At 55.9% G+C, this 19794-nt stretch carries 12 protein-coding genes, 3 tRNA genes, 3 rRNA genes and 1 pseudogene; 8 read left to right on the top strand and 11 right to left on the bottom strand.

The window, feature by feature from the left end; genetic code table 11:
* Nucleotides 1-309: 309 nt before the first annotated feature.
* From SIC14_RS11780 to SIC14_RS11770, 3 genes are all read left to right on the top strand, one after another.
* Nucleotides 310-1431: a CobW family GTP-binding protein gene (locus tag SIC14_RS11780; RefSeq protein ID WP_412562124.1), complete on the top strand. Its 1122-nt coding sequence runs from the start codon at nucleotides 310-312 to the stop codon at nucleotides 1429-1431.
* A gap of 74 nt (nucleotides 1432-1505) precedes the next feature.
* A complete protein-coding gene (locus tag SIC14_RS11775; RefSeq protein WP_412562123.1) occupies nucleotides 1506-2141 on the top strand; it encodes a DUF1826 domain-containing protein in 636 nt (211 codons plus the stop codon).
* A 62-nt stretch (nucleotides 2142-2203) separates the two neighbouring features.
* Entirely contained in the window at nucleotides 2204-2632 is a 429-nt protein-coding gene (locus SIC14_RS11770; RefSeq protein WP_412562122.1) for a DUF4440 domain-containing protein, read from the top strand.
* A 376-nt stretch (nucleotides 2633-3008) separates the two neighbouring features.
* On the opposite strand, the pseudogene SIC14_RS11765 reads toward SIC14_RS11770, so the two are convergent.
* The 4 genes and pseudogenes from SIC14_RS11765 to SIC14_RS11750 all read right to left on the bottom strand — a co-directional run bounded on the left by SIC14_RS11765 (nucleotide 3009) and on the right by SIC14_RS11750 (nucleotide 6852).
* A pseudogene (locus SIC14_RS11765) lies at nucleotides 3009-3388 on the bottom strand (carboxymuconolactone decarboxylase family protein).
* 3 nt (nucleotides 3389-3391) lie between these two features.
* A complete protein-coding gene (locus SIC14_RS11760) occupies nucleotides 3392-4837 on the bottom strand; it encodes an aldehyde dehydrogenase family protein (RefSeq protein ID WP_412562121.1) in 1446 nt (481 codons plus the stop codon).
* Between the two features lie 36 nt (nucleotides 4838-4873).
* Nucleotides 4874-5968: an aromatic ring-hydroxylating oxygenase subunit alpha gene (locus SIC14_RS11755; protein WP_412562120.1), complete on the bottom strand. Its 1095-nt coding sequence runs from the start codon at nucleotides 5966-5968 to the stop codon at nucleotides 4874-4876.
* A complete protein-coding gene (locus SIC14_RS11750) occupies nucleotides 5965-6852 on the bottom strand; it encodes a MurR/RpiR family transcriptional regulator (RefSeq protein ID WP_412562119.1) in 888 nt (295 codons plus the stop codon). The genes SIC14_RS11755 and SIC14_RS11750 overlap by 4 nt, the downstream gene beginning before the upstream one ends.
* A gap of 120 nt (nucleotides 6853-6972) precedes the next feature.
* Here SIC14_RS11750 and SIC14_RS11745 point away from each other — a divergent pair, with 120 nt between their 5' ends.
* The 5 genes from SIC14_RS11745 to SIC14_RS11725 all read left to right on the top strand — a co-directional run bounded on the left by SIC14_RS11745 (nucleotide 6973) and on the right by SIC14_RS11725 (nucleotide 13188).
* Nucleotides 6973-9354 carry an FAD-dependent oxidoreductase gene (locus tag SIC14_RS11745; protein ID WP_412565858.1) on the top strand — a complete coding sequence of 794 codons (2382 nt, stop codon included), beginning with the start codon at nucleotides 6973-6975 and terminating at the stop codon, nucleotides 9352-9354.
* Nucleotides 9351-10454 (top strand): mandelate racemase/muconate lactonizing enzyme family protein, encoded by a 1104-nt coding sequence (locus SIC14_RS11740; protein ID WP_412562118.1) that lies wholly within the window; start codon nucleotides 9351-9353, stop codon nucleotides 10452-10454. The genes SIC14_RS11745 and SIC14_RS11740 overlap by 4 nt, the downstream gene beginning before the upstream one ends.
* Before the next feature lie 3 nt (nucleotides 10455-10457).
* Entirely contained in the window at nucleotides 10458-11735 is a 1278-nt protein-coding gene (locus SIC14_RS11735) for an aspartate aminotransferase family protein (RefSeq protein WP_412562117.1), read from the top strand.
* Nucleotides 11736-11792: 57 nt separating this feature from the next.
* Entirely contained in the window at nucleotides 11793-12053 is a 261-nt protein-coding gene (locus SIC14_RS11730; RefSeq protein WP_412562116.1) for a hypothetical protein, read from the top strand.
* A gap of 946 nt (nucleotides 12054-12999) precedes the next feature.
* Entirely contained in the window at nucleotides 13000-13188 is a 189-nt protein-coding gene (locus SIC14_RS11725) for a hypothetical protein (RefSeq protein WP_412562115.1), read from the top strand.
* 167 nt (nucleotides 13189-13355) lie between these two features.
* On the opposite strand, the gene SIC14_RS11720 is transcribed toward SIC14_RS11725, so the two are convergent.
* From SIC14_RS11720 to SIC14_RS11690, 7 genes are all read right to left on the bottom strand, one after another.
* Nucleotides 13356-13432, bottom strand: a tRNA-Met gene (locus SIC14_RS11720).
* Nucleotides 13433-13475: 43 nt separating this feature from the next.
* A 5S ribosomal RNA gene (gene rrf / locus SIC14_RS11715) occupies nucleotides 13476-13590 on the bottom strand.
* 101 nt (nucleotides 13591-13691) lie between these two features.
* Nucleotides 13692-16523 (bottom strand): 23S ribosomal RNA (locus tag SIC14_RS11710).
* A gap of 513 nt (nucleotides 16524-17036) precedes the next feature.
* Nucleotides 17037-17113: transfer RNA gene (locus SIC14_RS11705), tRNA-Ile, on the bottom strand.
* 28 nt (nucleotides 17114-17141) lie between these two features.
* Nucleotides 17142-17217 (bottom strand) — tRNA-Ala (locus SIC14_RS11700).
* Nucleotides 17218-17388: 171 nt separating this feature from the next.
* A 16S ribosomal RNA gene (locus tag SIC14_RS11695) occupies nucleotides 17389-18850 on the bottom strand.
* The 16S, 23S and 5S rRNA genes sit together here with 3 tRNA genes alongside, the layout of an rRNA operon.
* 449 nt (nucleotides 18851-19299) lie before the next feature.
* Nucleotides 19300-19698 carry a hypothetical protein gene (locus SIC14_RS11690; RefSeq protein ID WP_412562114.1) on the bottom strand — a complete coding sequence of 133 codons (399 nt, stop codon included), beginning with the start codon at nucleotides 19696-19698 and terminating at the stop codon, nucleotides 19300-19302.
* Nucleotides 19699-19794: the final 96 nt, after the last annotated feature.

Raw genomic sequence — 19794 nt, 5'->3', positions numbered from 1 at the left:
CACGCCTCGTTGCCTTGGGGCAGCACGGTGTCCGGATGTTTTCCAATGTCACAGCAATGGCGACTGGGGCCGCGATTGGCCGGTTGGAGGGCCCATCGAAAAGCCCACAAATGCAATCGATCGAAAATAATCGGAAGCGTAGTTGCGCTTCCCGCTCAAACGTCCACAGTGAGACTTATTCAACGGCCGTTTGTACGGGTTTAATGCCCCCCTCGGCTGCAGCGCTTCGTGTTTGTGGGGCTTCTTGTAGCGTGATAGGTTATGTAATAACATATCTATCAATTTGCGAAACCAACACCGGCGCTTTCGATGGAAACACTGCTTCCTGTTACTTTGCTCACTGGATTTCTCGGTGCCGGGAAAACCACCGTATTGAATGCGGTTCTTTCCGGCAAACAAGGGCCGCGGATCGCCGTTATTGTGAATGAATTCGGGGATGTTGGTCTGGATCATGACTTGGTTCAGGGCACAACCGAGGACGTCGTTCTGATGGCCGCAGGATGCATTTGTTGTTCAATCCGAGGTGACCTCTCCAAGACGCTGAATGACCTATTGGATCGAAGAGCAGCGGGCGCGTTAAATTTTGAACGTATTGTGATTGAAACAACCGGCCTGGCCGACCCTGGACCTGTCCATCACACGTTGTTGGTGGATCGAACGCTTGCGCCAAGAGTTGCCCTCGACGGAATCATAACGGTTGTGGACATGGTCCTGGGGGCGCAAACCCTTGAGCGCTACTCGGAAGCAGAGGCGCAGGTCGCTATGGCGGATCGCATTGTCTTGAGCAAAAATGATCTGGCAGCCGCTCCCGAGCGTCGGGCACTCAACAAACGGCTAGATAAATTGAATGCAGCTGCGCCTAGGCTTGTTGCCAACAAAGGGGGGCTGCCCTCAGACAGCTTGTTTAACGTCAGTGCACTTCGCCAGGCACCGACACATGAAAAAGCGCTGGCATGGCTGGCACCGGTTGAGAAATCCCAAACCACTGATCCTTTGGCGGGGCTGTCCGGGTTAACACTGCCGTCCAAAGCACCAATCGACCATCTGTTGCAACCTGTTTCCTCCTCTCACAATCGGATTGCAACAGCGTCCATCACCCTTGAAACCCCAATCTCCCCGCGCGTTTTTGACCTTTGGTTAGACACCCTGGTTGCGCTTCGGGGACCGGACATTTTGAGATTGAAGGGTATCGTGCATTTGGAGGGCATTGGCACGCCCTTCGTCTTTCATGGGGTGCAACACATATTCGAGCCACCGTTGCCCTTGGCCAGCTGGCCCGAAGGCAAGACGCAAAGCAGCGTGGTGATAATTGCGCGAAACTTTGACCAAGCGGAACTGGAGGCATGTCTGGCGCTTTTGTCAAAGTCTGCTGAGGACCTCAGAAAAACCGCAGGGATCACAACTCATTTGCTCGAAACCGAGGAGCTATAGCCCCATCCTCTTTTAACGGTTCAGCACGCCTCCCATTCATCCCCAAATTGACCACCCTAATCGGAATTAGCATCATGAGCGTTATTGCGTTCCCGAAAGCCCTCACTGCCCGCACAATCGCCAGCTCAAAAGAGGCTGCAGTACTCAAATCCATTTCGCAACGCGGCGTTGCCGCAGCTCGGTGGCAGCGCACGCCCAGCCAGGAGTTCTCAGATTGGATAAATGCGCTGTCTACCTCACAGCTCCCGAAGCTGCGCAGCTTCCTCCCGATGGACCGTGTTGAAGAGGCCATTCAAGCGGCATGTGATATCGCGGAGATGCCCCCCAATCCTCAGCGGCACCTGCTGGCGAGTGATGTTGCCGCCTTGGCATTCATCATGAGCAAGGTCATCAACACAACACATCTGCACGTGCGGCTTGATGTGGTGTCAAACGATGCCTGTCGCCGCTTCCATATCGATAATATGACGGCACGCATGCTATGCACCTATCGTGGCACGGGCACACAGCTGGCAGTCGCTGGAGAGGAAGATCGCCCAACCACGGTAGGCGCCAGTGATGTTGTATTGTTGCGCGGCAAACTCTGGCCCAGCACAGAAGAGACCATGCTGCTGCATCGGTCGCCGCCGATCTCGGGAACCGGTGAAACACGTTTGTTGGCGGTGATTGACCCAGCCACGGATCACCGGTCTGCGCCAACTTATCACTGACGGGCAAAACCAGCCATTCATCTCAAAAAATCAGACATGCCTAGGCACGAGAAAGGGCAACTATGCTTCAAGACACGACCGAAATCACCGCCCCTCAGCAGAGCACACAGGAAGCGATACACGGCGCAAAGGCAATTCTGACGCAATGGGCGGACGCCGTAAGCCGCCAAAGCCTGGAAGACGTTTTGGCCCTCTACGCGGAAGACGCAGTGCTGGTGCCCACCGCGCAAAACGCTTTGGCGGTGACCGCTGCGGATCGCCGCAAATACTTCGAAGGTTTCCTGTCGAAACAGGGTCTAATCTGTCGCTTAGACAGTGTTGAAACACGTGTTCTTGGCGGTAACACAGCAGTTACTCTTGCCGGCCACTACACGTTCACTTTTGTCGAAGACGATGCCCTACAAACCGTGGCGGCCCGTTTCCTCTATACAGTCGCGCGCAGCGGCAACCGCTGGCAAATTCAAGCGCATCACTCTTCCAAGTTTGTCTGAGTTAACCTTCAGGTTATGAGTTTGCAAACCCTGCCAAACCTGCGCACTGGGCACGGACTGGGCAAGGGCAATCCGACTTGTGCCTCGCCAGTGAGAGACCAGTAAATGAATCTATCACCAACTCAACGCTGTCAGGTTTGGGTCTAGGTCAGCCTTACTATGGAGCAACCGCGAATGCCTGCATTGAATCTAGAAATTTCCGGGTGCTGCGACCGCCCGGAAAGGCATCAGTGATCCGATATGCGGGACAGGTGCAGACTGAAATCGGTCGGAGAAGATTATCCCAACCAAGATTGCAGAATCGTTCTGGTCACGCAGACCATTCATCGAACCAAACTCAAAGTTCTGCTTAGCTACACATGCACTGATTGTCATTTTAGCTCTCTTCAAGAACCTTTCGCGCGGTGCGGAAACATTCCAAAGCTTGGGGGACACCACAATAGATCCCGATCACATGAATGATCGCACGGATTTCTTCTTTGGTGACGCCATTGCTGATCGCACCGCGGCATGGATTTACCATTCGTGCATTTTGCCCAAGGCGCCGATCATCGAGAGGTTCATCATCGATCGGGTCTTTGCGCCAATCGCGTCGTCGCCCCAACCGAACCCCCAACACCAAGCGGTCATGGCTTCTTGAAACGGGCGAGTGAAATCATCTGCTGTGGCTAGGTTCTTTTCCACATACTCGGACCCCAATGTGCCCTTGCGTTGTTCTAGCCCCTTCAGGAACAGGTCTTCGTCAAATGTGCTCATGGTTTAGGTCTTCAGCTTGATGGCGACGTTCTTCGTCTGCACATAGTTCCACAGCGCCTCGCGCCCTTTTTCACGGCCATAGCCGGATTTTCCATACCCTCCGAAAGGCGTTTCGACCCCGCCCGCATACCATTCATTCACAAAGACCTGCCCTGCACGCAGCTTGCTGGCCGCGGAGGTGGCACGGTCGAGATCTCGTGTAAAAACACCGCCGACCAACCCATAGGGCGTGCCGTTGGCAATGCGGATTGCCTCGTCGTCGTCGCGGAATTTCAGCACGGACAAGACCGGGCCGAAGACCTCGTCGTTCGCGATGGTCATGTCTGGCGTCACGTTCCTCAGAATGGTCGGTTCTAGATAGGCGCCTGGGATGTTCATCTTGCGACCGCCCGTTGCGACGGTGGCCCCGCCCGTTTCCGCGGCTTGGACCATGCCCGCCGCCCGATCGCGCTGCGCATCCGACACCATTGCACCCATCGTTGGTCCGAACTCCGGCTGCTCGATGCCGGGTTTAACGGTCAACGACCGGGCGACGCCGACCATACGCTCGACCAACTCGTCATAGACGCTGTGATGCACGATCACGCGGCTCATGGCGGAACACACCTGACCGGCGTTGAAGTAGATGCCCCAGCGGACGTCATTTTCGAACGCCTCAAGATCGGCGTCGTCGTGGACGATCGCAGCGGACTTCCCACCAAGCTCTAGCACGCAAGGCACTACGTTTCTCGCGGCAGCCGAGGCAATGGTGATGCCTGTGGGCACCGAGCCTGTGAAGACGATCTGGTTAACTTCGGGGTGGGCGGACAGGGCAGCTCCAGCCTCGTGGCCCAGACCGCAGAGGATGTTCACCGCGCCTTTGGGTAGCCCCACCGCCTCAGCCGCGTGGGCTAACCATGCGTTGCTGAGGGGCGTCAGCTCAGGCGTTTTGATCACACAGGCGTTGCCAGTGGCCAAGGCTGCCGACAGTGACCGCGCGGTCATCTCCACCGGATAGTTCCATGGGATGATCTGCGCCGAGACGCCGAAGGGCTCGTAGGTTGTGAAGTCGAAATAGCTCTTACCCAAAGGTATCGACCGGCCTTCGACGGTTTCGGCTTGATTGCCGTAATATTCGAAATACCGCGCTGCGCCCTCGACCTCGATCCGGGCTTCCCATAGCGGTTTGCCCTGTTCCAGCGTCAGGACGCGCGCTAGTTCGCCCTGATGCTCCAGCAGGTAGCGGCCCATCGCCTGTACCATGCGGCCACGCTCGACCGGGCGCAGGTCCGACAGCGCGCCTGACAGGTGTACCCGCCGCGCGGCTTGCACCGCGCGATCCACATCGCCCGCATCCGCCAGCGCGTGTTCGGCCAGCTTTTCGCCCGTGCCGGGGTTGATCACGTCAATCCGTCCCGCACCGCCGTCGACCCATGCGCCGTCGATGTAGTTTTGCCAATAGGTCTTCATTACAGATACTGTCCTGCTTGAGCGCGACGCGCGTTCCTATTCCGGGCCATCCACGGCCTCGCGCATCCATCGATGTAGCGCGGCGATCGAGTGTTCCGAGCTCACCCCACACGCCGGATCCAGCACCAGTGGGCCGGGGCGATAGCCGCGCGATTTAAGCCCACGCTGCACGCTTTCGACCAGTCGGATGTCCTCTTCAACCGTGGTGTCGCGGTCCTGCACAGCAAGCCCGCGGATCACGTCGCTTTCAGCGCCTTCCGGTGTGTACCAGCCGCGCCAGACGGTGCATGCCTGAGGCCCCTCGGCACGCCAATGGTAAGTGTTCAAAACGTTGCCCGGATAGCATTGGAATGAGAACATGGGCCACAAGAACCAGCTTTGATAATCGCCCGCGTGAGGGATTGAGAGGTCCACGGGATAGGACATCTTTTCCAACGACTGACATTCGGTCGTGTGACGCAGCACATACCCCCCGCCCGTATCTGGTTGAATGTCATAGGTCTCGGGCTTGATCACGCCCTCGGCAAAAGTCGCGTGGTTGATGGGGCAGTGATAGCACTCGGAATAATTCTCGACCGAAACCTTCCAGTTGCAGTTCTCGGGCACCTCGACCCATTCCAACGGCGCGAGCGCTTCGACATTTGGGACGAAGGCTGCGATTTCTTCGCGCACACCGGGGAACCACACGTCCATCGGCGCGGCGTCATCGTCCAGATTGACGAAGAGAAAGCCATGGAAGTCTTCTGTCCGTACTTCGGTGAGGCAGATTTCCGACCGATCAAAGCCCGGAACGGATTTGATGTTCGGACCCGCCCGCAGATGGCCTGTCAACTCGTAGGTCCAGGCATGATAGGGGCAAACCACCACACGTGTGTTGCCGGTACCCGTGACCATCTCATGCGCGCGGTGTTGGCAGACGTTATGGAATGTGCGGATCACCTGATCCTGGCCACGGATCGCAAACAGGCTTTGGCCTGCGATCTCGAAGGAGAAATAGTCGCCGACATTCGGCAGTTGGCTGACATGGCCCGCAAACTGCCAAGTCTGCGCCAGCAGGCCGGACATTTCCTGCGCAAAAATATCGGGGTCGGTATAGTAACTCGCGGCCAAAGACCTGATCGGTTCGGTCATGTCTTCTCCTCGTGATACAATCCCAACTGGTGGCGACGGTTGTGGAATGTCTCAACCCGTTTGACGATTTCGTCGCTGGCCACGGCGATGACGAAGGATAAGAGCGTCTCCAGCAGCGCGATGATGCTGACCGAGGACGGGAAGAACTGCGGCGTATCGACGGAGACGACGAAGCCATGATCAGCCAGACGCAGGATCGGGCTGGCGGGGCTGTCGGACAGGGCGACAATGACCATGCCCTGTTCGCGTGCGATTTCGACGGCTTTGACAACTTCGGTCCGATAGGGTTTGCAGGTGATCGCGATCAGCACGTCGCTTTCATCCGCCCAAGCCAGATCATCAACTGGGGTCGAACCTGGTCGCGGTATAGCGTGGAACTCTTTCATGCCCGTAGAGGCCAAATAGGTGAAGTTACGCGCGATCGAGTTGTTCACGCCGACGCCAAGTGTGAACACGTTGCGCGCCGACCAGATTGCTTCGGCGGCGATTTTCAGGTCGTCGGTCGAGACGCCTGCGAAGGTTTCTTCCACGTTGCGCAGTACGTCCTGCACGATGTCGGCGTAAAGCCCGCCCAGATCATCTGACTTGCGAATATCTTGCAGCCAGCGTGCGCGGTCGGGGAAATCGGCCGCGCCTCGCCGGATAGCATCGCGGAAGGGCGCGCGGAAGTCTTCGTAGCCTTCAAAGCCCACCTGCCGCGCCATGCGCACCACCGTGTTGGGTTTCACATTCGCGGCTTCGGCGATTTCGCGCACGGTTGATACCCCCACATCGCGCGGGTTTTCCAAGACATAGGTGGCCGCCTTGCGGGCTTCGGGTGTCAGCGCGGAAAGCTCATCGGCCAGCCGTTCGAGAATCGTGTTTGATACATTTGTCCCATTCATGATTGACGATGGTATTTTTGTTTGCCTAGCCTGTCGAGAGAAAAACGACTCGAAAAGGATGCTGTCGTGGCTGCTGATTTTCCCTCCAACGCACGCGTGGTCATCGTCGGCGGAGGCGTCATGGGCGTCGGGCTGGCCTATCATCTTGGGCATGAAGGCTGGGGGGAAGATACGGTGCTCCTGGAAAAGGCCGAGCTGACCTCCGGCAGCACGTGGCACGCCGCCGGGCAAATCACGCATTCGACCTCATCCTTTGGGCTGGGGAAATGCGTGGACTATAATATCGGCCTCTATTCCGGTAGGTTGGAGGCAGAAACCGGTCAGCCCGTGACATGGCACGGCTGCGGCTCGTTCCGTCTGGCATATACTGAGGACGAGATGGACTGGCTGCGGCATACGCTGTCAGTCGGGCGTTCGCTGGGGTTCAACATCGAACTTGTCGGGCCTGAGAAAGTGGCCGCGCTGCATCCCTTCTATAACCTCGACGGGGTTCTGGGCGCGCTGCACACGCCCGATGACGGCCATGTAGATCCGACCAATGTCACAATGGCGATGGCGGCAGGTGCGCGTCAAAAGGGTGTGCGGATCATTCGCCAATGTCGCGCCACCAACATCACGCAATTGCCTTCTAGCGAATGGCAGGTTGAGACCGAGAAAGGTACCATCACTTGCGAACATGTCGTCAACGCAGGCGGCACCTATGCGCGTCAGATGGGCGAATGGTCAGGGCTGCAATTGCCAATGACCTCAATGACGCACCATTATTTCGTCACGGACGAGGTGCCCGAGTTCCAAGATTTTGAGACTGAACTGCCAGTCATTCGCGACGACAAGAAGGTCTCGGGCTATATTCGGATGGAACAAAAGAAGGGCCTGATCGGGATTTACGAAAAAGAGAACCCGAACTCGGTCTGGCATGATCACTGCCCGTGGGACTACGAGAATTGGCTGTTCGACCCGGATTATGATCGGGTCATGCCCTATCTGGAGGAAAGCCTGAACCGGATGCCGATCTTTGCTGATTTAGGCATTCAACGCGATGTGCATGGTGCGATCAGCCACCCGCCAGATGGCAACCCACTGATCGGTCCTGCGCCCGGCGTGCAGAACTACTGGTGCTGCTGCGGCACGCAGATCGGCATTGGTTGGGGCCCCGGCCTGACGCGCGAACTGGCGCGCTGGATGGTGCATGGGGCGGCGGACATCTCGATGCGTGAGTTCGACCCGCGTCGCTTTGGCAGTTATGCGACGAAGGACTGGCAGGTGGTGAAGGCGAAAGAGGATTACTGCCTACGTCATGAAATCCCCTTCCCGCATTTCAACCGATTGGCCGGGCGCCCGATCAAGCCGTTCCCGCTGCACGAACTGTTGCAAAGCAAAGGTGCTGTGCATGAAGAGGTCTATGGTTTTGAGCGTCCACGTTTCTTCGCCAAGGGGATCGAACAGCGCGACCACTATTCCTTCAACCGCACTTCCGTCGATGACATGGTGACGGCCGAGGTGAAAGCGGTGCGCGACGGCGTCGGCATCATGGATGTGACCGCCTTCACTAAGGTGCTGGTCGAGGGGCCAGAGGCTTACGCACTGCTGGACCGTCTGACCGCGAACCGGATGCCGCAGAAGTCCGGCTCGATTACCCTGACCCACATGCTGAACCGCGCTGGTCGGATCGAGTTGGAAACGACAATTGTGCGGATGGCTGAAGACCGCTTCTATCTGGTCTGCGCCGCCTTCTTTGAACAGCGTCTGCTGGATCACCTTAACCATCAACGCGCTGGGGAAGACGTAGCGATCACCGCGCTGTCCTCGGATTGGAGTGCCCTGTCGCTGAACGGGCCAAAGTCGCGGGACGTGTTGGCCGCCTGCACCGATGCGGACCTGACAAACGCCAGCTTCCGTTGGCTGTCCGCGCAGGAAATCACCGTCGCGGGCCACAAGGTCTGGGCCTTCCGCATGTCCTATGCGGGCGAGCTTGGCTGGGAATTCCACATGCCGCATGCGGCCTGCCTGGATGTCTACACCGCACTTTGGGCCGCGGGCGAGGCGCATGGCATCGTCGACTATGGTAGTTTTGCGATGAATGCGATGCGGATGGAAAAGGGCTTCAAAGGCGCTGGCGAGTTGACAAATGAGGTCACGCTGGCCGAAGCCGACGTGCCGCGTTTCGCCCGGACGGACAAGGAATACCTGGGGCGCGACAAGACGCTGAACACCGACCTGCCATGGGTCTGCAGCTATCTGGAGATCGAACCCGATGGCAAAGCAGATGGCCACGGCGGCGAAGCCGTTATGCTGAATGGTCAGGTGGTTGGCTCCACCGCGTCTGTGGCCTTCGGGCCGACTGTCGGGAAAATCCTGGCCTTCGCCTATATCAAACCCGAAGCGGCCACACCTGGCACGGCGCTTGAGGTGCTGATCCACGGCTCTCCGCGTGCGGCGCGCGTTCTGGGTGAACCGGCCTATGATCCCGAAAGTCTGAAGCCAAGGATGGATGCGTCATGAAGATCTCTCGCATCACCTTGTGGTCGGTCGATCTGACCAGCCATGAGACTTACTACATGGCAGAAGGGAAGACTTGCGACACGGTCAAAAGCCATGTGCTTTGTCTGGAAACGGACACTGGTCTGCAAGGCTGGGGTGAGGTCTGCCCGATCCCACATTATCTGCCGGCTTTCGCGGATGGCGTCCCCAGCGCAGTTGAAGAGATGACCCCCGAGATACTTGGAGTGTCGCCCTTCGGGGTGGATGCGCCCATGCGCAAGTTGGATGGGGTTCTGCAGGGGCATTTCCACGCAAAATCCATCGTCGACATGGCGCTGTGGGATCTGTTCGGGAAAGCAACCGGCCAGCCGCTTTATGCGCTGCTTGGCGGGCGTACCTGCGCGGACATGCCGCTGTATCATTCTATCACCTGCATCGCGCCCGACGACATGGCGCGGATCGCGCGCGAGGCCTATGTCGCGGGCATCCGGCAGTTTCAGGTCAAGCTGGGCGCGGATGCCGATTGGCAGGTGGATGCCGAGCGATTGATCAAAGTACGCGAAGCGGTGGGGGATGGCCCGTTGGTCTATGGCGACTGGAACTGTGGGACGACCAAATTGCAGGCCATACGTACGGGGCGCGCGGTGGCCCATCTGGATGTGATGCTAGAGCAGCCCTGCAAAACGCTTGAGGATTGCGCCGCGGTTCGACAGGCAACAGGCCTGCCTATGAAAATCGACGAAAGTGCCTTTGATCTGGCGTCGCTCCTGCACGCACACGACCTTGGTGTATTGGATGCAGTTGCACTGAAACTGTCGAAATTCGGCGGGCTGTCCGCCATGCGCCGCGCGCGTGACCTTACAGTGCATCTGGGGGCCGAGATTTGCGCCGAATGTACTTGGGGCTCGGACATCGTCACCGCAGCCGCGTTGCACTTCGCCGCGTCCACTCCGCAGGGCGCGCTGCTGAACACCTGCGACTTGTCTTCGTATGTCGGACCGCGCATCGCACCAGATTGCCCGACCCGCATGGATGGACGCATCGCACCGCCAGAAGGCCCCGGGCTTGGTGTAACGCCTGATTCCGACATTCTTGGAACTCCCATTCTTGAATTGGACTGACACATGCAAAAACTCACCTCTCAAGCTGATTGGATCGAACGCGCTCGTGCCGTCCTACCCGCGGGGGGGTTCGGAAATTTTGATCCTGGCATCGTCATCGCGCGCGGGGAGGGCAGCCGTGTTTGGGACGAGGATGGGAAGGAGTACATTGACTATCTGATCGGGTCCGGACCAATGTTACTTGGTCACGGACACCCTGAGGTGGTTGAGGCCGTGCTGGAACAGCTCCCCCGCGGCATGACCTTCTTTGCGAACAACGCAAAAGGCATCGAGCTGGCTGAGGCGATCGTAGATGCGGTGCCCTGCTGTGAACAGGTGCGGTTCGTGGCTTCGGGCGGTGGGGCGGACATGTACGCGATCCGCCTTGCCCGCGCTTATACTGGGCGGGACAAAATCCTGAAGTTCGAAGGCGGCTATCACGGGATGAGCGCCGAGGCACAAATGAGCCTTGCGCCCGAGGCGCGTGTAAACTTCCCACAAGCCGTGCCTGACAGTGCGGGAATCCCGCAAGGGGTCGCCGATCAGATGCTCATCGCACCTTTCAATGATCTGGCCGCAGTCGAGGCGCTGTTGACGGAACACAATGACGTCGCCGCGATCATTATGGAACCCCTACAGCGGATCATTCCCGCCGAACCGGGTTTTCTGCAAGGGCTGCGCGATCTGTGTGATAAGCACAGCGTTCTGCTGATCTTCGACGAGATCGTCACCGGGTTCCGGCTGGCCTATGGCGGCGCGCAGGAACGCTATGGGGTGACGCCCGACATCTGCACATTGGGCAAGATCATCGGCGGCGGCTTCCCTCTGGCCGCGCTTGGCGCCAGTGCCGAGATCATGCAGCATTTCGACAAATCCACTGCGGGTGCTGACAAGTGGCTGATGCAACTGGGTACGCTGTCGGGTAACCCGATTGCCTCAGCTGCTGGGCTGAAAACGATGGAGATCCTGCGGCGCGAGGGCAATTATGATCGCCTGCGGGCCATCGGCAAAGAGCTGCAAGACATGCAAACCAAGGCATTGAGCGCGGCAGACATTCCGCATCAGATTTGTGGAGATGAGACCCTGTTCGACATCTTCTTCACAAGCAGCACCTGCCGCGATTACCGAACTGCGAAACATGATGACCCCAGGCGCAATGCGACCTACAATGGCACTCTACGACGCCATGGTATCTTTAAGTCGCCCGGCAAGCTTTATTCGTCATTGGCGATATCCAAGATCGACCTCGAGATAACAAGGAATGCGGTGCGGCGGGCCGTGCAATCAGTGCGTGTCGAGTAGCGTTCTTCTTGAAGATCTGCTTTGTACAGCCACCAGAAGCAGCACTCAGACATGAGAATGGCTGTATCATCCGCTCAGCGGACGCTGGACGACCTTAGCATCAATGTCCGCTTGGAGCTTCCGGCAACTGTCAGTCTTTTTGAGCACGCTGACTATCCAATCGGCCCAATCCACTTGCGACGGGTTGCAGCAGTTCTTGACCCCATGCAAATGGTTGCCTTAGTTTCCGCAAATTTGGCGCTGGTTGAGAGTTACGTGGCAGACAGGTTTGAATTAAAGCCTGTAAATGGGTCGGCCAAAGACAAATCAAAGATTTAAGACTTCCTGATGCGGGCAGCTATCTTCCGCTACTGGAGGTTGCGCGCCACAGTGACTTCGACGTTATTGTTGTCGAAGTCACTAAGCGGTTTAGCCGAAACCAAGAACACATCGGGGCCTCCGTCAAACAAGGGCGGTTTCAAGGCATACCGACCGTCGCATGGTCGACGGTGCGATCTCTGAACTGCCCATCAGCTTTAATGCTGCGAGAAGCATCCTCTTCCTTGGCGCCGTCACCCTAAGGTCCGCAAGGGTAAGGAGAAGGCTGCCGTGTTAAAGTAAACTGCGGTTACGATTTGTTTCGCCAAATTCAAGCCAGCCGGGATGTGATCCACGGGAACGGACCACAAATCAGTAGCACGCAGCCATCGCAAATCACATCTTCCGGCAACTCCTTATGAGAATAGCTTTCATGGCAGAGGCTGGCCTGGCTCTCTAATCCAGAGCAGTTAGCGGCGCGGTGCAGACAGCCTGAACAGCGAACTCCAAATCAGTCAGGTCGATTAGAATAGGTAACGGTTCAACAAAGATCCTACCACCGGCGTGGGACAGGCACGGCTCCCTCCCTCGAGGGTTGGGTTATCGCAGAAGCGCTAGATCTACAGATCGTACTGGTTATTCGCTGGAACGACTTGAAGGCAAAGCCGAAACAAACATGAAGTTAGGTTATCCGCCAGAACGTTGCGGGTGCTGAATGGGGCTATCGCTCAATATTACCATTTTAGGGGCTGTCAAAAATACGTTGTTGCGGTGGCAGTTTTACAATCGTTGGCAAATCCTTTTTGAATGACCCAACACCCGCCTCAAGGGAACTTTCAACACCCGAACAATCATTAAAGGCGAAGACAATGAAAGACCTGTTCCGGAAGATCTTTACGGCCACTTGCTACATCCCGATTTATTTGCGCTGGGATGGCTTGGGCGTTTTCACCTGGTTCCCGGCAATATGCTGACCAAACGTTTCTTCGCCTCCAGCACATCGGCGCAATGGAACAGCACCGAATTGGATCTCGTCAGCACCTGCAAGGTCATGCAGGCCTACGCGCGGGATCTCATCCCAGATCATGCCTTGCAACAGCATGTGCAAGAAGACCTCAGCAACAACCTAAGACTGGCGCTTGGCGACAGTCGTTAGAGCGGGGTCAGAACAGAGGACGGCGGTTGTGTCGTTCAGAGAGATGTCCAGTTTCAACGCCTTAATTCTTCCCGCGATGTATTGAATCAGCGTCGTTACCGATTGGTTGGGGGTTGATTTTTTTGGTGTTTTTTTAACAAAAGAGCCGCCCTTTTTGGGCGGCTTTTTGGTTGCGGGAGCAGGATTTGAACCTGCGACCTTCAGGTTATGAGCCTGACGAGCTACCGGGCTGCTCCATCCCGCGCCAATGCGCTTGTGATCGTTTAGAGGGATTTGGTCTTTATTAGGTTTGGCGGTGACCTACTCTCCCACACCTTAAGATGCAGTACCATCGGCGCTTCGGTGCTTAACTTCCGAGTTCGGGAAGGGATCGGGTGTATCACTCGTGCTATGACCACCAAACCGAATAAAGACCAAGGGGCGTTTTTGCCCCGATATCAACGTGTTGTCCAGTTTTTGTTCACTTAGTGTATGCTCTTGATTTGGTCTTACTTTTACTGGATCAAATCAAGCCAATCGGACCATTAGTACCAGTCAACTGAATGCGTTACCGCACTTACATCTCTGGCCTATCGACGTGGTGGTCTACCACGGTCCTCAAGGGATACCTTGTTTTGAGGGGGGCTTCCCGCTTAGATGCCTTCAGCGGTTATCCTGTCCGTTCATAGCTACCCAGCACTACCGTTGGCACGATAACTGGTCCACCAGTGGAACGTTCACCCCGGTCCTCTCGTACTAGGGGCAACTCCTCTCAAGTATCCTACACCCACGGCAGATAGGGACCGAACTGTCTCACGACGTTCTAAACCCAGCTCACGTACCTCTTTAAATGGCGAACAGCCATACCCTTGGGACCTGCTCCAGCCCCAGGATGAGATGAGCCGACATCGAGGTGCCAAACACTGCCGTCGATATGGACTCTTGGGCAGTATCAGCCTGTTATCCCCGGCGTACCTTTTATCCGTTGAGCGATGGCCCTTCCACGCGGGACCACCGGATCACTATGGCCGTCTTTCGACTCTGCTCGACTTGTCAGTCTCGCAGTCAGGCTGGCTTCTGCCATTGCACTCAACGAGCGATTTCCGACCGCTCTGAGCCAACCTTCGCGCGCCTCCGTTACTCTTTAGGAGGCGACCGCCCCAGTCAAACTACCCGCCACGCAGGGTCCCGGATCCGGATAACGGACCGCGGTTAGACATCAAGCAGAATAAGGGTGGTATCTCAAGGGAGGCTCCACCAGAACTGGCGTCCTGGTTTCAAAGCCCACCACCTATCCTGCACATATTGTGCCTGATGCCAGTGCGAAGCTGTAGTAAAGGTGCACGGGGTCTTTCCGTCTAACCGCGGGAAGCCTGCATCTTGACAGGCAATTCAATTTCGCTGAGTCGATGTTGGAGACAGCGGGGAAGTCGTTACGCCATTCGTGCAGGTCGGAACTTACCCGACAAGGAATTTCGCTACCTTAGGACCGTTATAGTTACGGCCGCCGTTTACCGGGGCTTCAATTCGACGCTCTCACATCTCCTTTTAACCTTCCGGCACCGGGCAGGCGTCAGACCCTATACGTCGTCTTGCGACTTCGCAGAGCCCTGTGTTTTTAGTAAACAGTCGCCACCCCCTGGTTTGTGCCCCCAGCCTCTAGTTGCCTAGAAACTGGGCCTCCTTCTCGCGAACTTACGGAGGTATTTTGCCGAGTTCCTTCAACATCGTTCTCTCAAGCGCCTTGGTATTCTCTACCAGTCCACCTGTGTCGGTTTAGGGTACGGTCTTAAAGAGGGGCTATTTCCAGGGACCAATTAGCAGCCCATTCAATCCAATAAGGATGAACTACCTTCATGATCCGTCACCACCTCACGGCCTAGGAATATTAACCTAGTTCCCATCGACTACGCCTTTCGGCCTCGCCTTAGGGGCCGGCTTACCCTGCTCAGATTAGCTTTAAGCAGGAACCCTTGGACTTTCGGCGACAGGGTCTCTCACCCTGTTTGTCGCTACTCATGTCATCATTCTCACTAGTGATCTCTCCACCGGATCGCTCACGCGCCGGCTTCACAGAAAGCACTCTATCCTGCGCTACCTCCCGGAGGAGATAGAAGAGGATGAGTGCTATGTCACACTACGCTCTGCTACCATGCACTATGTGCATCCTCAGCTTCGGCTCATGGCTTGAGCCCCGTTACATCTTCGCCGCAGGACAACTTATTTAGACCAGTGAGCTGTTACGCTATCTTTAAAGGATGGCTGCTTCTAAGCCAACCTCCTGGTTGTTTTGGTCGTCCCACCTGCTTTCCCACTTAGCCATGAATTAGGGGCCTTAGCTGGAGGTCAGGGTTGTTTCCCTCTCCACAACGGACGTTAGCATCCGCTGTGTGTCTGCCATCTAGTACTCCCGGGTATTCGGAGTTTGGTTAGGATCAGTAAGCCTGTGGGGCCCCATTACCCATCCAGTGCTCTACCCCCCGGGGTATTCGGATGACGCTCTACCTAAATAGATTTCGCAGAGAACCAGCTATCTCCGAGTTTGATTGGCCTTTCACCCCTAGGCACAACTCATCCCGACCTTTTTCAACAGGTGTGGGTTCGGCCCTCCAGTAAGTGTTACCTTACCTTCAGCCTGGTCATGCCTAGATCACTCGGTTTCGGGTCTGATCCCACGAACTCATTCGCCCTATTAAGACTCGCTTTCGCTGCGCCTACACCTATCGGCTTAAGCTTGCTCGTGAGACCAAGTCGATGACCCATTATACAAAAGGTACGCCGTCAGCTCGCAAGGAGCCTCCGACTGATTGTAGGCGTTCGGTTTCAGGTACTGTTTCACTCCCCTCGTCGGGGTGCTTTTCACCTTTCCCTCACGGTACTGGTTCACTATCGGTCAGTAAGGAGTACTTAGCCTTCGAGGGTGGTCCCCCGATGTTCAGACAGGATTTCACGTGTCCCGCCCTACTTAATACGTCCAATCATGCTTCCTATACGGGGCTGTCACCCACTTTGGCCGACCTTTCCAGGTCGTTCTAGTCACATTCATGGCTCGGCTGGTCCCCGTTCGCTCGCCGCTACTAGGGGAGTATCTGTTGATTTCCTTTCCTCCGGGTACTTAGATGTTTCAGTTCCCCGGGTTCGCTCTTAAAACCCTATGTATTCAGGTTAAAAGTACCTGTCTCACCCCATTATTGATAGCAGAGCTAACAATAACAGAATGTCAGGTGGGTTGCCCCATTCGGAGATCCAGGGATCAAAGCCTATTCTCGGCTCCCCCTAGCTTATCGCAGAGTATCACGTCCTTCATCGCCTCTTACTGCCAAGGCATTCACCAAACGCCCTTCTCGCGCTTGATTTGATCCAGAAAGAGTAAGACTTCTTAGTGTGCTACCGCCCGAAGGCTACTTGAGCACGAAGACTTCCACATCCGGGCTGGTTCGACCGGATGCTCACTTTCTGATCAAAAGCATACTATATCCCGCTCCTTACCCGAAAGACTGCGCTGCCGATGTCGGTCGGCCCCACGCAGAAGGTAAGGAACATTGCAAGATCTCTCGATCTTGCGGGTTCAATCTCTTGCGGAGATTGAACCGGGTTAGTGTACTTGACTTGGACAACTCTGTTCGTTTCAGCAGGGATACGTTGCATAAAGATCGAGGAAACAATCTCTATCACGCCTCTCCCGAAGGAGACCTACTGAGATCGTCCGCTTACTTACGGTGATCAAACAGGTTGTTGATATTTCTCTCTAAACGATGTCAGTTCCGTCTCTTGCGAGGCGGAAGCGTGTCCGATTGGACGGTTAAGAACCAGGGTCTGGTGCTTAACGATCTAATCGAACGCTCTTATCTTTGGTATCTTGCGAAGAATGGTGGGTCGAGGAGGACTTGAACCTCCGACCTCACGCTTATCAGGCGTGCGCTCTAACCACCTGAGCTACCGACCCATCCTTGGAAGGCTTAGTCGGAGGAGAGTGGTGGAGCCTAGCGGGATCGAACCGCTGACCTCCTGAATGCAAATCAGGCGCTCTCCCAGCTGAGCTAAGGCCCCTAAGCTGACCACACGAGGTGTCGTGCGGTGCGTAATCCTGAAGAGATATGAGGACGGCCTGGTCCTCAGTGTCCATGAAGGACCTGATGATATTGATCAGCGTGACTTGCTGATCGTTGCTAAGTGCATCCACGAAGTTGAACAAGTTCAACCTGCTAGGTGCATCCTTAGAAAGGAGGTGATCCAGCCCCAGGTTCCCCTAGGGCTACCTTGTTACGACTTCACCCCAGTCGCTGATCCTACCGTGGCCGCCTGCCTCCCCGAAGGGTTAGCGCAGCGTCGTCGGGTAGAACCAACTCCCATGGTGTGACGGGCGGTGTGTACAAGGCCCGGGAACGTATTCACCGCGTCATGCTGTTACGCGATTACTAGCGATTCCGACTTCATGCTCTCGAGTTGCAGAGAACAATCCGAACTGAGACAGTTTTTTGGGATTAACCCATTGTCACTGCCATTGTAGCACGTGTGTAGCCCAACCCGTAAGGGCCATGAGGACTTGACGTCATCCACACCTTCCTCCCGCTTATCACGGGCAGTTTCCTTAGAGTTCCCGGCCGAACCGCTGGTAACTAAGGATGTGGGTTGCGCTCGTTGCCGGACTTAACCGAACATCTCACGACACGAGCTGACGACAGCCATGCAGCACCTGTCACTAGGTCCCGAAGGAAGGCCTGATCTCTCAGGTTGTCCTAGGATGTCAAGGGTTGGTAAGGTTCTGCGCGTTGCTTCGAATTAAACCACATGCTCCACCGCTTGTGCGGGCCCCCGTCAATTCCTTTGAGTTTTAATCTTGCGACCGTACTCCCCAGGCGGAATGCTTAATCCGTTAGGTGTGTCACCGAATAGCATGCTACCCGACGACTGGCATTCATCGTTTACGGTGTGGACTACCAGGGTATCTAATCCTGTTTGCTCCCCACACTTTCGCACCTCAGCGTCAGTATCGAGCCAGTGAGCCGCCTTCGCCACTGGTGTTCCTCCGAATATCTACGAATTTCACCTCTACACTCGGAATTCCACTCACCTCTCTCGAACTCAAGACTAGCAGTATTAAAGGCAGTTCCAGGGTTGAGCCCTGGGATTTCACCTCTAACTTACTAGCCCGCCTACGCGCGCTTTACGCCCAGTAATTCCGAACAACGCTAACCCCCTCCGTATTACCGCGGCTGCTGGCACGGAGTTAGCCGGGGTTTCTTTACCAGATACTGTCATTATCATCTCTGGCGAAAGAGCTTTACGACCCTAAGGCCTTCATCACTCACGCGGCATGGCTGGATCAGGCTTGCGCCCATTGTCCAAGATTCCCCACTGCTGCCTCCCGTAGGAGTCTGGGCCGTGTCTCAGTCCCAGTGTTGCTGATCATCCTCTAAAACCAGCTATAGATCGTAGACTTGGTAGGCCATTACCCCACCAACTATCTAATCTAACGCGGGCTAATCCGTCACCGATAAATCTTTCCCCCGAAGGGCGTATAAGGTATTACTCTCCGTTTCCAGAGGCTATTCCTTAGTGTCGGGTATATTCCCACGCGTTACTAACCCGTCCGCCGCTCACCCCGAAGGGCGCGCTCGACTTGCATGTGTTAGGCCTGCCGCCAGCGTTCGTTCTGAGCCAGGATCAAACTCTCAAGTTGAAAGCACCTTACGGTGCTATCCTTGACGTTCGAACCTCTGCACATACTGTTTTTCCAATTGACTTGGAAATGTCCCAACCGGCTGGTCGGGACGTTCTCTGTTTGTGACATCAGTACCAAAAGATACCGAAAGCCGACAAACAGTGAAGCTGACTATCCATCATCGGAACCGAAGCTCCTAGGTAGTTGATATATGTGCAGTCGTTCATTCATCGAATGAACCAAACCGCCCACATATCTCTTCAGATACCATCAATGTCAAAGAGCGCGGCAACAACCCAAGTCATCACCAGAGACAAAATCAACACGAAGCGCCAAAACCTTCCTGGCGCAACCTGCGTCATAAACCTCATATTTTGTTAACTTCAGACCCTGCCAGAGTTGCCTCCGTAGCGCCGTCCGCCGTCCCAACCTGCGCCTCAGCGCCGCCGGTGAAGGGGGTTCTAAGGTTATTCCAAACCACCCGCAAGCGCTTTTTCAAAGAAAATCACAAAAACACAAAACCATTTCAAAAATAAAACAAAATCAAACACATAAACAAACAACACCACAAAAAAACAAAACCAATCCACACAAAAGCCAATCAACAAAACAGGAATCACACCCACAAACACAACAATCAACAACGAGTCGCGCAAATCCAAAGCAGAATCCAACACAGAATCCCCGCCGCTAAACCGAATGGGTGGTGAATTGGGATCACGCTCTGCAGCCAACCAGGCAAGGCTGCGGGGAATCGCGCAACGACCTTGGAAGCTGCTACGCGTAGGTTCCGTTCTCCGCTCCTCGCTGCCCCTTACTCCCCTTCCCGCCCCCAACCCGGACAGTGAACCGGACAGGGGCGACATCGGATCAGGTCAACGTGAAATCAGGTCCGGCAACAAGCCGGAACCATCGGCACCACCAGGATCGTCCGGCGTAAATTCTCCCGAGGCCACGTTGGA

Origin of the sequence: Thalassobius sp. MITS945101 (assembly GCF_047123305.1) — a bacterium.
Taxonomy (GTDB): domain Bacteria; phylum Pseudomonadota; class Alphaproteobacteria; order Rhodobacterales; family Rhodobacteraceae; genus Thalassobius.
The sequence above is the reverse complement of the archived record's forward strand: the minus strand, read 5'-3'. Positions and strand labels throughout refer to the sequence as shown.